Origin of the sequence: Geobacillus sp. Y412MC52, from assembly GCF_000174795.2 — a bacterium.
In the GTDB taxonomy this organism is placed as follows: Bacteria; Bacillota; Bacilli; order Bacillales; family Anoxybacillaceae; genus Geobacillus; species Geobacillus thermoleovorans.
This window is the reverse complement of the sequence record NC_014915.1, coordinates 2,228,587-2,241,470: the sequence shown is the minus strand read 5'-3', so window position 1 is coordinate 2,241,470 and position 12,884 is coordinate 2,228,587. Positions and strand designations below refer to the sequence as shown.

At 56.7% G+C, this 12,884-nt stretch carries 13 protein-coding genes; all 13 read left to right on the top strand.

Features of this window, described 5'->3' with window-relative positions; genetic code table 11:
- Positions 1-2 precede the first annotated feature (2 nt).
- The 13 genes from bshB1 (at position 3) to asnS (ending at position 12,865) form a co-directional block, all read left to right on the top strand.
- Positions 3-713, top strand: a complete 711-nt coding sequence (gene bshB1 / locus GYMC52_RS10985) for a bacillithiol biosynthesis deacetylase BshB1 (protein WP_013144915.1) — start codon at positions 3-5, stop codon at positions 711-713.
- Complete coding sequence (bshA, locus tag GYMC52_RS10980) at positions 710-1,846, top strand: N-acetyl-alpha-D-glucosaminyl L-malate synthase BshA (RefSeq protein WP_011231667.1); 1,137 nt, start codon at positions 710-712, stop codon at positions 1,844-1,846. Before bshB1 ends, bshA begins: the two co-directional genes overlap by 4 nt.
- Positions 1,843-3,057, top strand: a complete 1,215-nt coding sequence (locus tag GYMC52_RS10975) for a CCA tRNA nucleotidyltransferase (protein ID WP_013524121.1) — start codon at positions 1,843-1,845, stop codon at positions 3,055-3,057. Before bshA ends, GYMC52_RS10975 begins: the two co-directional genes overlap by 4 nt.
- Positions 3,015-4,004 (top strand): bifunctional biotin--[acetyl-CoA-carboxylase] synthetase/biotin operon repressor, encoded by a 990-nt coding sequence (locus GYMC52_RS10970; RefSeq protein ID WP_013144917.1) that lies wholly within the window; start codon positions 3,015-3,017, stop codon positions 4,002-4,004. The genes GYMC52_RS10975 and GYMC52_RS10970 overlap by 43 nt, the downstream gene beginning before the upstream one ends.
- A 266-nt stretch (positions 4,005-4,270) precedes the next feature.
- Positions 4,271-5,110, top strand: a complete 840-nt coding sequence (gene panB / locus GYMC52_RS10960; protein WP_013524119.1) for a 3-methyl-2-oxobutanoate hydroxymethyltransferase — start codon at positions 4,271-4,273, stop codon at positions 5,108-5,110.
- Positions 5,107-6,009 carry a pantoate--beta-alanine ligase gene (panC, locus tag GYMC52_RS10955; protein ID WP_013524118.1) on the top strand — a complete coding sequence of 301 codons (903 nt, stop codon included), beginning with the start codon at positions 5,107-5,109 and terminating at the stop codon, positions 6,007-6,009. Before panB ends, panC begins: the two co-directional genes overlap by 4 nt.
- Positions 5,991-6,374, top strand: a complete 384-nt coding sequence (gene panD / locus GYMC52_RS10950; protein WP_013144919.1) for an aspartate 1-decarboxylase — start codon at positions 5,991-5,993, stop codon at positions 6,372-6,374. The genes panC and panD overlap by 19 nt, the downstream gene beginning before the upstream one ends.
- A gap of 47 nt (positions 6,375-6,421) precedes the next feature.
- Positions 6,422-9,151 (top strand): ATP-dependent DNA helicase DinG, encoded by a 2,730-nt coding sequence (gene dinG, locus GYMC52_RS10945; protein WP_013524117.1) that lies wholly within the window; start codon positions 6,422-6,424, stop codon positions 9,149-9,151.
- 334 nt (positions 9,152-9,485) lie between these two features.
- Complete coding sequence (locus tag GYMC52_RS18190; RefSeq protein ID WP_011231659.1) at positions 9,486-9,656, top strand: YpmA family protein; 171 nt, start codon at positions 9,486-9,488, stop codon at positions 9,654-9,656.
- A gap of 5 nt (positions 9,657-9,661) precedes the next feature.
- Positions 9,662-10,138 (top strand): DUF5590 domain-containing protein, encoded by a 477-nt coding sequence (locus GYMC52_RS10930; protein WP_013524115.1) that lies wholly within the window; start codon positions 9,662-9,664, stop codon positions 10,136-10,138.
- Between the two features lie 21 nt (positions 10,139-10,159).
- Positions 10,160-11,341, top strand: a complete 1,182-nt coding sequence (locus GYMC52_RS10925; RefSeq protein WP_013524114.1) for a pyridoxal phosphate-dependent aminotransferase — start codon at positions 10,160-10,162, stop codon at positions 11,339-11,341.
- Positions 11,342-11,357: 16 nt separating this feature from the next.
- A complete protein-coding gene (locus GYMC52_RS19610) occupies positions 11,358-11,537 on the top strand; it encodes a hypothetical protein (RefSeq protein WP_041469244.1) in 180 nt (59 codons plus the stop codon).
- Positions 11,538-11,569: 32 nt separating this feature from the next.
- Positions 11,570-12,865, top strand: a complete 1,296-nt coding sequence (asnS, locus tag GYMC52_RS10915; RefSeq protein ID WP_013524113.1) for an asparagine--tRNA ligase — start codon at positions 11,570-11,572, stop codon at positions 12,863-12,865.
- The last annotated feature ends 19 nt before the right edge of the window (positions 12,866-12,884 follow it).

Below are 12,884 nucleotides of genomic sequence, written 5' to 3'. Positions count from 1 at the left end.
CGATGATGGAAACGTGTGACTTGTTGGCGTTCGGCGCCCATCCGGATGATGTCGAAATCGGCATGGGAGGGACGATCGCCAAATACGTACGCCGTGGGTACCGTATTGTCATTTGCGACTTGACGCAAGCCGAGCTGTCGTCCAACGGCACGGTCGACGAGCGGCGGAGAGAGGCGGCCGAGGCGGCCCGCCGGCTCGGTGTATCCGAGCGGTTCAATCTTGGGTTGCCTGACCGCGGCCTTTACGTCGAGGAAGAGGCGATCCGCCAGATCGCAGCGGTCATCCGCCGCTATCGGCCGCGCCTTGTATTCGCCCCCTATTGGGAAGATCGACATCCGGATCACGGGCGATGCGCCCGCCTTGTCGAGGAAGCGGTCTTTTCCGCCGGCATCCGCCGCTATGGCGCCGGAGAGCTTGGCGATGCGCACCGCGTTCGGGCGGTGTATTATTATATGATCAATGCCTTTTGCCGCCCGCATTTTCTCATCGATATTAGCGAAACGATCGATGACAAGCTGGACAGCCTGCGCGCGTACGAAAGCCAGTTTCAAAAACGGCCTGGCTCGGTTGACACCCCGCTGACCAACGGCTACATCGAGATGATTGAAAGCCGCGAGCGCTGGTTCGGTCAACAAATCGGCGCGGCGTATGCGGAAGGGTTTTTGACGAAAACGCCGATTCATCTTTCCAATTTGTTTGAGGAGGAGCGATGAAGCTGAAAATCGGGATTGTTTGCTATCCGACGGTCGGGGGCTCCGGAGTGGTCGCCACTGAGCTTGGCAAGCTGCTGGCGGAGCGGGGGCATGAGATTCACTTTATCTCATCGAGCATGCCGTTTCGTTTGAATAAAGTGTACGGCAACATTTATTATCATGAAGTCAGTGTCAACCAATATTCCGTCTTTCAATACCCGCCGTACGATTTGGCATTGGCAAGCAAAATTGCTGAGGTGGCAAAGCGGGAACGGCTCGATGTGCTTCATGCCCATTACGCCGTTCCTCATGCCGTCTGTGCGGTGTTGGCGCGGCAAATGGTCGGCGAGCTGCCGATCATCACGACGCTGCACGGCACGGATATCACCGTGTTAGGCTATGACCCGTCGCTTTCCGATATGATCAAATTTGGCATTGAGCAGTCGGATATCGTTACGGCGGTGTCTGACGCCCTTGCCCGGCAGACGTATGAACTGCTCGATGTGCAAGCGACGATCCATACCGTCTACAATTTTGTCGATGAACGCGTCTACCGTCGTCGGGAAGCGGGCCATTTACGGCGCGAGTACGGCATTCGCGACGATGAACGAGTTGTGATCCATGTCTCGAATTTCCGGAAAGTGAAGCGTGTGCCTGATGTAGTGCGAGCGTTTGCCATCGTGCGCCGGCACGTGCCAGCCAAGCTCTTGCTTGTCGGCGACGGTCCGGAAATGACCGTCGTCTGCCGGCTTGTGAAAGAGCTTGGGCTGCAAGATGATGTCCGCTTTTTAGGAAAACAGGATAAACTCGAAGAGCTGTATTCGATCAGTGATGTGATGATGCTTTTGTCGGAAAAAGAAAGCTTCGGGCTCGTATTGCTTGAAGCGATGGCGTGCGGCGTTCCGTGCATCGGCACGGCCATCGGCGGGATTCCGGAAGTGATTGAGGATGGGAAAACCGGGTTTTTATGCCCGCTTGGCGATGTCAAAGAGGCAGCAAGACAGGCGATGGCGCTGTTGACAGACTGCCGGTTGCACGCTGAGATGGCAAGACAGGCGGTGCAAACGGTTGAGCGCAAGTTCCGCTCGGCCGACATCGTCGGCCAGTATGAACAGCTGTACGCTTCGCTTGCGGCAAGGAAGGTGAAACGATGAAACCGCCGTTTGAACAGGCGCTCGGCATTATCCGACAATTGAAGCGGCATGGCTATGAGGCGTATTTTGTCGGCGGCGCGGTGCGCGACTTGTTGATCGGGCGTCCAATTGGCGACGTCGATATTGCGACAAGCGCTCTGCCGGAAGAAGTGATGCGCTTGTTTCCGAAAACGATCGACGTCGGTTCGAAACACGGCACGGTCGTCGTCGTGCATGAAGGAACGGCGTACGAAGTGACGACATTCCGCACGGACGGCGATTATGAAGACCATCGCCGTCCGGAGTCGGTGACGTTCGTTCGTTCGCTTGAGGAAGACTTAAAGCGGCGCGATTTCACGATGAACGCCATCGCCATGGATGAACGCGGAACGATCATTGATCCGTTTGGCGGACAAGAGGCGATCGAGCGGCGGCTCATTTGCACGGTCGGGGCGGCGGACGAACGGTTTCGCGAAGATGCGCTCCGCATGATGCGGGCTGTTCGCTTCGTCAGCCAGCTCGGATTTGCGCTCGCTGAGGATACGAAGAGCGCGATCGTCCAAAACGCACCGCTTATGGCCCACATTTCTGTCGAACGGATGACCATGGAAATGGAAAAACTGCTCGCCGGTCCGTTCGTTGCCGAGGCGCTGCCGCTGTTGGCCGATACCGGGCTGTTCGCTTATTTGCCTGGGCTGGCCGCAAAAGAGCAGCTGCTGCGCTCGGCCGCCGCCTTTCGCTGGCCGTGGCTTACAAAGCGCGAAGAGCGCTGGGCGCTTCTTTGCCGCGCGCTTGATGTCAAAGACATCCGTCCGTTTTTGCGCGCCTGGAAGCTTCCCAACAAAGTAATCGATGAAGCTGGCGCCATTTTGGCGGCGCTCGATGATGTCCCTAGGCCGGAGGCGTGGACGAACGAACAGTTGTTTTCAGCCGGCCTCGAGCGGGCGCTATCGGTTGAAGCGGTGCGCGCCGCGCTTTGCGGCGCGCCGTCTGAACCGCATCATGAGGAGCTCCGCCGCCGCTTTGCGGCGCTGCCGATCAAAACGAAAGGGGAGCTTGCCGTCAACGGGAAAGACGTCATTCGCTGGGCTGGAAAACCGGCCGGTCCGTGGGTGAAAGAGACGCTGGATGCCATCTGGCGGGCGGTCGTCAGCAGCGAAGTCGAAAATGAGAAGGAGCGGATTTACGCATGGCTCATGGAGCGCAATCGGACACACGAAAAAAACTGTTAGAGTTGTTTGCCGAAGCGAACGGCGAGTTTTTGTCCGGGCAAAAAATCAGCGAACAGCTCGGCTGTTCGCGGGCGGCGGTATGGAAGCATATCGAGGAGCTGCGCAAAGAAGGATTTGAACTCGAAGCAGTGCGCCGCCTTGGCTACCGGATTATCAGCACGCCGGATAAAGTGACGGCCAACGAAATCCAGCTCGGCTTAAAAACGGAAAAACTTGGCCACACGATCCACTTTTTTGACGAAGTCGATTCGACGCAGCGCATTGCGGCAAGGCTCGCGTATGAAGGGGCGCCGGAAGGAACGCTCGTCGTCGCGGAAGAGCAAAAGGCCGGGCGCGGGCGTTTGGATCGGAAATGGTTTTCCCCAAAAGGGACGGGCATTTGGATGAGCCTCATTTTGCGGCCGGCCATCCCGCCGCAGCGGGCGCCGCAGCTGACGCTGCTTGCCGCGGTGGCCGTCAGCCAGGCGATTCAGGAAGTGACCGGGCTTGTCCCAGACATTAAATGGCCGAATGACATTTTGCTTGACGGCAGAAAGTGCGTCGGCATTTTAACAGAGCTGCAAGCCGACCCTGACCGCGTCCATTCGGTCATCATCGGCATCGGCATCAACGTCAACCAAACGATCGAGCAGTTTCCGGAGGATATCCGGGCCATCGCGACATCGCTGGCCATTGAAAAGGGCGGGCCCGTAAAGCGCGCCCCGCTCATTCAGGAAATTTTGTTCCGGCTTGAGCGGCTGTATGAGCAATATTTGGCGCATGGCTTCCGTCCGATTAAGCTTCTTTGGGAAGGGTACGCCGTTTCGATCGGCAAGCCGGTGACAGCGAGAACGCTGAACGGCGTGATTCACGGCATCGCCCGCGGCATCACCGACGACGGGCTGCTCATCCTTGAAGATGAGCAAAAGAACATCCATTACATCCATTCTGCCGATATTCAGTTCTAATTTGCCACTAGAAAAATTGTAACAATTTTGTTAAAATACAAAGCGAGGAAAAGGGCAGTATCTTTCGCAAGAAGAACTGCACCGAGGCCGACAGCACGAATAGGTGAAGGAAATGATCTGCCTTGATCCTTTTTTGAAGGACTAGGACAGAGGGATGAACGAAACCGACGGCGGTTTTATGGCGTCCTTCTTTCTCAAGGCGGGAAAGAAGGACGTTTTGTTTCGGGCGGTTCATCTCCTCTGCAGTCAAAGAGGAGGGAACGAAAATGAAAGCGAAAACCGATTTTTTCCACATGAAGCAGGCGGGTGAGCCGATCGTGATGGTGACCGCCTACGATTTTCCGTCCGCGAAGCTTGCCGAGCAAGCCGGCGTCGACATGATTTTGGTCGGCGATTCGCTCGGCATGGTTGTGCTCGGGTATGATTCAACGATCCCGGTGACGGTCGATGATATGATCCACCATACGAAGGCGGTTCGCCGCGGTGCGCCGAACACGTTTATTGTCACCGATATGCCGTTTATGTCGTACCATGCGTCCAAAGAAGAGGCGCTGCAAAACGCCCGCCGCATCATGCAAGAGTCAGGGGCGAACGCCGTTAAAGTCGAAGGGGCGGATGAAGTCGTCGACATGATTGCCGCGCTGACGAAAGCCGGCGTGCCGGTCGTTGCCCATCTCGGGTTGACGCCGCAATCGGTCGGCGTTCTTGGCGGCTATAAAGTGCAAGGCAAAGATGCCGAAAGTGCGAAAAAGCTGCTCGATGATGCGAAACAATGCGAGCAGGCGGGAGCGATCGCCCTTGTCTTAGAGTGTGTTCCGAAGCAGCTCGGGGCGGCCATGGCCCGGGAACTCACCATTCCCGTCATCGGCATCGGCGCCGGGGCGGAAGTCGACGGCCAAGTGCTCGTGTATCACGATTTGCTTGGCTACGGTGTCACCCGCGTGCCGAAGTTTGTGAAACAATACGCGTCCATCCAAGAGACGATCGTTGAGGCGTTAGCCAACTACGTCGATGATGTCAAACTGCGCCAGTTCCCGGAGCCGGCGCACACGTTTACGATGAAGGAAGAAGAATGGGTGGCGCTTTACGGAGGAAAGCAAGGATGATCGTGATGGATCAGATTGCAGCGATGCAGGCGCTCATGCGCCAATATCGCTGTGAAGGAAAGACGATCGGGTTCGTTCCGACGATGGGCTATTTGCATGAAGGGCATACCTCCCTCATCGATCGGGCGCGCGCGGAAAACGACATCGTCGTCCTAAGCGTTTTCGTCAACCCGCTTCAGTTCGGACCGAACGAAGACTTTGCCCGTTATCCGCGCGATTTCGAGCGCGACCGGCGCATCGCCGAACAGCATGGAGTCGACGTCTTGTTCCATCCGGAAGCGGACGAGATGTATCCGGAGCCGCTTACCGTACGAGCGATCGTTCAAGCGCGCGCCGACGTGCTGTGCGGACGGTCGCGCCCCGGCCATTTTGACGGCGTGGCGACGGTGCTCATTAAGCTGTTCAACATTGTTATGCCCGACCGCGCGTACTTTGGGATGAAAGATGCCCAACAGGTGGCGGTCGTCGACGGCTTGATCCGCGATCTCAATTTTCCGATCGAGCTCGTGCCGGTGCCGACGGTCCGCGAGGCGGACGGGCTGGCGAAAAGCTCGCGCAACGTCTATTTGTCGCCGCAAGAACGGAGTGAGGCGCCGGCGCTGTATGCAGCGCTTCAAGCAGCCGCTTCCGCCGTCGAACGAGGCGAGCGGAGCGCAGCGGCCATCCGCCGGATGGTTAGAGAGCATATTGAAGCGCATACGCACGTTGAGATCGATTATGTCGAAGTATGTTCATATCCGGACTTGACGCCGCTTGAGACGCTCGCCGGGACAGTGCTGATCGCTGTCGCCGTCCGATTTGCGAGCGCCCGGTTGATCGACAATATCATGATTGAGTTGCCCAAAACCGGCGAACAAGGGGATGGAAAGGGGGAGCAAGCATGTTTCGCACGCTCATGAACGCCAAAATTCACCGCGCTCGTGTAACAGAGGCCAATCTCGATTACGTCGGCAGCATCACGATCGATGAAGATATTTTGGATGCCGTCGGCATTGTGGCTAATGAAAAAGTACAGGTAGTGAACAATAATAATGGAGCCCGTTTTGAAACATACGTCATCCCCGGTGAGCGCGGCAGCGGCGTCTTTTGCCTAAACGGCGCCGCCGCCCGCCTTGTGCAAAAAGGGGACGTTATTATCGTCATCTCATATGTGCTCGTTCCAGAGGAAAAAATCGCCGCCCATCGACCGAAAATCGCGATTATGGACGAAAACAACCGGATTGTGCAGCTCATCGCCGAAGAGCCGGCGCATACGGTTTTATGAGGGCAAAAAGGGGCTTTCCGCCCCTTTTCGTTTTGAGGTGATCGTTTATGGCAACGCGCTTTGTCATCATTGACTTGGAGACAACCGGAAATGGGCCGAAAAAAGGCGATCGGATCATCCAGCTCGGCATGGCGGTCGTCGAAGATGGCCTGATTGTCGAACGGTTTGCCAGCTTTTTTAACCCGGAACAGCCCATTCCGCTGTTCATTCAGCAGCTGACGAACATCAACGAACAGATGGTCGAAGGAGCGCCGCTGTTTGCTGACAAGGCGGGCGAGATCGCCGCCTTGATGCACGGTGCTTACTTTGTCGCCCATAACGTCGACTTTGATTTGCCGTTTTTGCAGGCCGAGCTTGAACGGGCTGGCTGGCCGCCGTTTGCCGGTCCGACGATCGATACGGTCGAGCTCGCCCGCATCGTGTTGCCGACTGCCGAAAGCTATAAGCTCGGCGATTTGGCGAGGCAGCTCGGCCTCCGCCACGATCGTCCGCATCAAGCGGACAGCGATGCGGAAGTGACCGCCAAGCTGTTCATTGCCTTGCTCAAGCGGCTCTCCCGTCTGCCGCTTATGACGCTTGAGCAACTGCGCGGTCTTGCCCGCCACTTGAAAAGCGATATTTACTTGCTCCTTGATGCGGTCATCGCCAAAAAGCGGAACAAGGCGCCGGCCGACCGCACTGTCGCCGTATACCGCGGCATTGCGTTGAAACAACCGGCGCCGGAGCCAGATGAGAGCGATCGGCGCCCCGCTTTGGCTTCGTTCGCTGCCTTTTGCGAACAGGAGCCGCCCCTTCCGCTTCCCGGCTACAAGCGGCGCGCGGGGCAGTGGGAGATGATGCGGCTCGTTTATGAGGCGCTGTCGACGTCCCAGCACGCGCTCATTGAAGCAGGGACCGGACTTGGCAAATCGCTCGCCTATTTGATTCCCGCTGCTTTTTTTGCCTGTGAGCAGCAAGAGCGGGTCGTCATCAGCACGCATACCCTCCAGCTGCAGGAGCAGCTCATTCGCCGCGATTGGCCGGTATTGCGGCAAATCGCGCCGTTTCCGCTCCGCGTTGCCGTTTTGAAAGGAAAGCAAAATTACTTATCCCTTGACAAGTTCGCTTCGTTTTTGTCGGAGCCGTCTGACACGTACGATGCGGCGCTCTTGAAATGCCAGGTGCTCGTTTGGCTGCTTGAGACCGACAGCGGCGACTTGGACGAATTGAATGTGTCATCCGGCGCCCGTCTCCTATTGTCCGCGCTTGCCATCGGCGAAGAGGAAGACGGCGGGCGGCATCATTTTTTCGCCCGGGCGAAAGAGCGCTCCGAACGGGCGGATGTGGTCATTACCAACCATGCGCTTTTGCTTCATGATTTGACCGGCCCGGCGCCGCTTTTGCCGCCGTTTCGCCATCTGATCATCGATGAGGCGCATCGGCTTGAAGATGCCGCCGCCCGGTGTTTTGGCGAGCAGATTGGCTATGTGTCGTTTCGCCTGCTGACCGCCAAAATCGTGCAGACGATCGCGAAATGGCAAGAAGCAGAACAGGACGCACCGAATGGGGCTCTTGTCCGTTGCCAGCAGCGCCTTGAGGAGCTGCAGTTTGAAGGGGACGAGCTGTTCCGCCTGTTGCGCCGCTATGCGTTGGACAAAAAGCCAGCTCGCGCTGGACGTTGCCGCTATCGCTTTTCGCCGACGGACGAACAGAGCCGGGCGTGGCAGGCGGCGGTGGAGTTATGCTGGCGCCTGCGCCATTTGGCGGCGGCGCTATCCGCTGAAGCGAAGCCGCTTCTATCCGCTGATACGAGTGGCGATTTCCCACCATCCGCCTTGCTGTCGGCTGATTTGGCGGCTCTCAACCGGCAAATGGCTGCGCTTGTGCGTTTGCTGACCGAAAAGGAGCCGGGTGTCGTCCGGTGGATCGAAGCGGACGAAAAAGGGGCGGCGAACGCTGTCCGCCTTTACTCGCAGCCGGTTGACCTTGCTGACTTTTTCGCCGATCAACTGTTTATGAAAAAACGGAGCGTCGTTTTGACGTCCGCGACGCTCACGGTCCGCGGCCGGTTCACGTATATGGCGGCGCGTCTCGGTCTTGAGGATTTTTATCCACTTTGCCGCTCGTTTCCGCCGCCGTTTCGTTACGAGGAGCAGGCCGCGCTCTTCGTGCCGGCGGACATGCCGCTCGTTTCTGCCGTGCCGCTTGAAGATTACGCCGAAGCGGTCGCCGCTTCGGTGCTTGCGATCGCCCGACGCCTCGGACGGCGGGTGCTTGTGTTGTTCCCTTCGTATGAACTGTTGAAACTGACGGTTGATGCGTTGAAGACGGAGGAAGAAGGCGAGCCGTTTGTTTTGATCGCTCAAGGGGTGCAAAGCGGCAGTCCGGCAAAGCTCTTGCGGACGTTTTTGCAGTTTGAGCATGCGGTGTTGTTTGGGACGAGCAGCTTTTGGGAAGGGGTCGATCTGCCAGGTTCAGCGCTCGATGTGCTTGTCATCGCCCGCTTGCCGTTTGCGCCCCCGGACGATCCCGTGATGGAGGCAAAAAGCGAGCGCATTCGCCTAGAAGGCGGCGATCCGTTTTCCGAGCTGGCGCTTCCTGAGGCGGTGCTTCGTTTTAAGCAAGGGTTTGGCCGCCTCATTCGCACTGAAGACGACAAAGGAGCCGTATTTGTGCTGGATCGGCGGCTGATGGCTTCCCCGTACGGCGCGGATTTTCTCGCTTCCTTGCCGCCGCTTTCGGTGCATGAAGGCGCGCTTTCTGAGCTGCTCGACAAGGCGGAAACTTGGCTTTCTTAAAGCGGGCTTTATGTTTCATAAAGATGGACGAAACGGCGCAATCTAAAGGTGTCAGGCGGCAAAAAACCCCGCATGAAGCGGGGGGAAAGAAACAAATTGGCGTTGACGGTGTAGGCGGGCAAATTTGTTATGAAATGATCGGACAAACCTGCTATAATAGGGAAGAAGCACAACTGCGATGACAGTTTGCGCCTTGCCGTTTGGCTTTGTCGGCTTGGCCGCAGAGGTGCGAAGAAGCACGCCTTTTGTCACCTTCGCTGTATTTGTATTGTTGCCGGAGCCGCCGGCGTGTATAAGTAACAAAATTTGCGCCGCACAGGAGGAAACGACGAAAATGGAAAGCAAAATCGAAGTGCTCGCTACCGTCAAAGTTCAGCACTCCGACGACTTGTACAAAATTGTCGACTGCTTGAACCGAACGCTAAAGCGCGACAATTTGATGTTTGGCCTTGCCTTGGATGAAAACGACAAGCGCCAGGCCATCTTTACGATTTATCGGACGTGATCACGATGAAAAAGTGGGGTTGGTTCACTCTGCTTTTTTTTGGATTCCTCATTTGGCAGGCATGGTCGATTTATGACGAGGCGATGGCGCCCAAACGGCTGATGGTGGAACATGCGTTGGCGCGGGCGAAGGAAGCCGCCGGGCTTGCTGATGTGAAGAAAGTCTATACATATTATGGCGACGAAGCGTGCACCGTATTCATCGGAAGAACAAAACAAGGGAAAGCGGTCGTCGTTTGGGTGCCTGAAAAAGAGGAGAATGTCGTCGTCAAGGGCGTGGGCAGCGGCATCAGCGAGGCGGAAGCGCGCGCCATTTTGCAACGCGACCGCCGACCGCGGCGCATCATCGACGCGACGCTTGGCATGGAAAAAGGCGTGCCTCTTTGGGAGTTGACATATATTGATGCGGAAGGAAGGTATTCGTTTTATTACCTTCACTTTGCGGATGGGGCCTTCCTGAAGAGGTACAGTTTTCAACAGTGAGGACGTGAGGGGGAAGAAGCGATGAAACTGGCAAAACGGGTGGCGTCGCTGACGCCATCGGCGACATTGGCCATTACGGCGAAAGCAAAGGAACTGAAAGCGGCCGGATACGACGTGATCGGCCTTGGGGCCGGCGAACCGGATTTCAACACGCCCCAGCACATTATCGCGGCGGCCATCAAGGCGATGAATGAAGGGCATACGAAATATACGCCATCAGGCGGGCTGCCGGCGCTGAAAGAGGAAATCATCAAAAAGTTTGCCCGCGATCAAGGGCTTTCGTACGAGCCGGCGGAAATCATCGTCTGTGTCGGGGCGAAGCATGCGCTTTATACGCTCTTTCAAGTGCTGCTTGATGAAGGCGATGAGGTCATCATTCCGACGCCGTATTGGGTGAGCTACCCGGAACAAGTGAAGCTGGCTGGCGGCGTTCCGGTTTACGTTGAAGGGCTGGAAGAAAACGACTTTAAAATGACGCCGGATCAGCTGAAACAGGCGATTACCCCGAAGACGAAGGCGGTTATTATCAACTCCCCGAGCAATCCGACCGGCATGATTTATACGGCCGAGGAGCTGAAAGCGCTCGGGGAAGTATGCTTGGCGCATGGCGTGTTGATCGTTTCGGACGAAATTTATGAAAAATTGATTTACGGCGGGGCGAAACATGTGTCGATCGCCGAACTGTCGCCGGAGCTGAAGGAGCAGACGATCATCATCAACGGCGTATCGAAATCGCACTCGATGACAGGGTGGCGCATCGGCTACGCGGCTGGACCGAAAGACATCATTCAAGCGATGACCGATTTAGCAAGCCATAGCACATCGAATCCGACATCGATCGCTCAATATGCGGCCATTGCCGCTTACAGCGGGCCGCAGGAGCCGGTCGAACAAATGCGCCAAGCGTTTGAAGAACGGCTCAACATCATTTATGACAAGCTTGTGCAAATTCCAGGCTTCACCTGCATCAAACCGCAAGGAGCGTTTTATTTGTTCCCGAACGCCCGAAAGGCGGCGGATATGGCCGGATGCCGCACGGTCGACGAGTTCGTCGCCGTCTTGTTGGAGGAAGCGAAAGTCGCGCTTGTGCCTGGTTCTGGGTTTGGGGCGCCGGATTACGTCCGCTTGTCGTACGCGACCTCGCTTGAGGCGCTCGAGACAGCGATCGAACGCATCCGCCGGTTTATGGAGGCGCGGGCCTAAGGCGCTTTGCGCCAAGGTGTCAGAGTGGAAAGAAAAGGGCGGCTTTGTTTGGCGCAAAGCCGCTTTTTCCGCGTCGCGGTCTGTCGGCTGGCTCCGGGCGGCTGCGCCGAAGGGCGATTGGTGGGGGCAGCATCGTTTTGCGCTGCTTTGGCTGGTCGTTGCCGTGACGCCGACGGAACGGTATAATAGCGAATGATGGACGTGTCGATTATTGGAGGGAATCAGTGCGTGAAAACGACGACGATTGCGGAAGTGAATCAATACGCAGGACAACAAGTGACGATCGGCGCTTGGCTGGCGAACAAGCGCTCAAGCGGGAAAATCGTCTTTTTGCAGCTGCGAGACGGCACTGGCTTTATTCAAGGCGTCGTCGAAAAGGCGAACGTCTCGGAAGAGGTGTTTCAACGCGCAAAAACATTGACGCAAGAAACGTCGCTCTATGTGACGGGCACGGTGCGCATCGACGAGCGCTCCCCATTTGGCTATGAGCTGTCGGTTGCCGATTTGCAAGTCATTCAAGAAGCAGTTGACTATCCGATTACGCCGAAAGAGCATGGCGTCGAATTTTTGATGGACCATCGCCACCTTTGGCTTCGGTCGCGGCGCCAGCACGCGATCATGAAAATTCGCAACGAAATCATCCGGGCGACGTATGAGTTTTTCAACGACCGCGGGTTTGTGAAAGTCGACGCCCCGATTTTGACTGGCAGCGCACCGGAAGGAACGACCGAACTGTTTCATACGAAATATTTTGATGAGGATGCCTATTTGTCGCAAAGCGGCCAGCTCTACATGGAAGCGGCGGCGATGGCGCTCGGCAAAGTGTTCTCATTCGGCCCGACGTTCCGCGCCGAAAAATCGAAAACACGCCGCCATTTGATCGAGTTTTGGATGGTGGAGCCGGAAATGGCGTTTTATGAGTTTGAAGACAATTTGCGGCTGCAAGAAGAGTACGTCTCCTACCTTGTGCAGTCGGTGCTCGAGCGCTGCCGGCTTGAACTCGGGCGGCTCGGGCGCGACGTGTCGAAGCTTGAGCTGGTCAAACCGCCGTTTCCGCGCCTAACGTATGATGAGGCGATCAAGCTGCTTCATGAAAAAGGATTGACCGACATCGAGTGGGGCGATGACTTCGGTGCGCCGCATGAGACGGCCATCGCCGAAAGTTTTGACAAACCGGTGTTCATCACCCACTATCCGACCTCTTTGAAGCCGTTTTATATGCAGCCGGACCCGAACCGCCCCGACGTTGTGCTATGCGCCGATTTGATTGCGCCGGAAGGATACGGGGAAATCATTGGCGGCTCGGAACGGATTCACGATTATGAGCTGCTCAAGCGCCGCCTTGAAGAGCACCATTTGCCGCTTGAAGCGTATGAATGGTATTTGGATTTGCGCAAATACGGTTCTGTGCCGCATTCAGGGTTCGGGCTCGGCTTGGAGCGCACTGTCGCTTGGATTTGCGGCGTCGAACATGTGCGCGAGACGATTCCGTTCCCGCGGCTGCTCAACCGGCTTTATCCGTAAAAAACCCCCTGCAAAAAGG

Coding starts and splice junctions, on each gene's coding strand:
- GYMC52_RS10975 (WP_013524121.1), top strand. CDS start 1,843: ATGAAACCGCCGTTTGAACAGGCGCTCGGCATTATCCGACAATTGAAG.
- panD (WP_013144919.1), top strand. CDS start 5,991: ATGTTTCGCACGCTCATGAACGCCAAAATTCACCGCGCTCGTGTAACA.
- panB (WP_013524119.1), top strand. CDS start 4,271: ATGAAAGCGAAAACCGATTTTTTCCACATGAAGCAGGCGGGTGAGCCG.
- panC (WP_013524118.1), top strand. CDS start 5,107: ATGATCGTGATGGATCAGATTGCAGCGATGCAGGCGCTCATGCGCCAA.
- bshA (WP_011231667.1), top strand. CDS start 710: ATGAAGCTGAAAATCGGGATTGTTTGCTATCCGACGGTCGGGGGCTCC.
- GYMC52_RS10970 (WP_013144917.1), top strand. CDS start 3,015: ATGGCTCATGGAGCGCAATCGGACACACGAAAAAAACTGTTAGAGTTG.
- GYMC52_RS10925 (WP_013524114.1), top strand. CDS start 10,160: ATGAAACTGGCAAAACGGGTGGCGTCGCTGACGCCATCGGCGACATTG.
- GYMC52_RS10930 (WP_013524115.1), top strand. CDS start 9,662: ATGAAAAAGTGGGGTTGGTTCACTCTGCTTTTTTTTGGATTCCTCATT.
- GYMC52_RS18190 (WP_011231659.1), top strand. CDS start 9,486: ATGGAAAGCAAAATCGAAGTGCTCGCTACCGTCAAAGTTCAGCACTCC.
- dinG (WP_013524117.1), top strand. CDS start 6,422: ATGGCAACGCGCTTTGTCATCATTGACTTGGAGACAACCGGAAATGGG.
- bshB1 (WP_013144915.1), top strand. CDS start 3: ATGATGGAAACGTGTGACTTGTTGGCGTTCGGCGCCCATCCGGATGAT.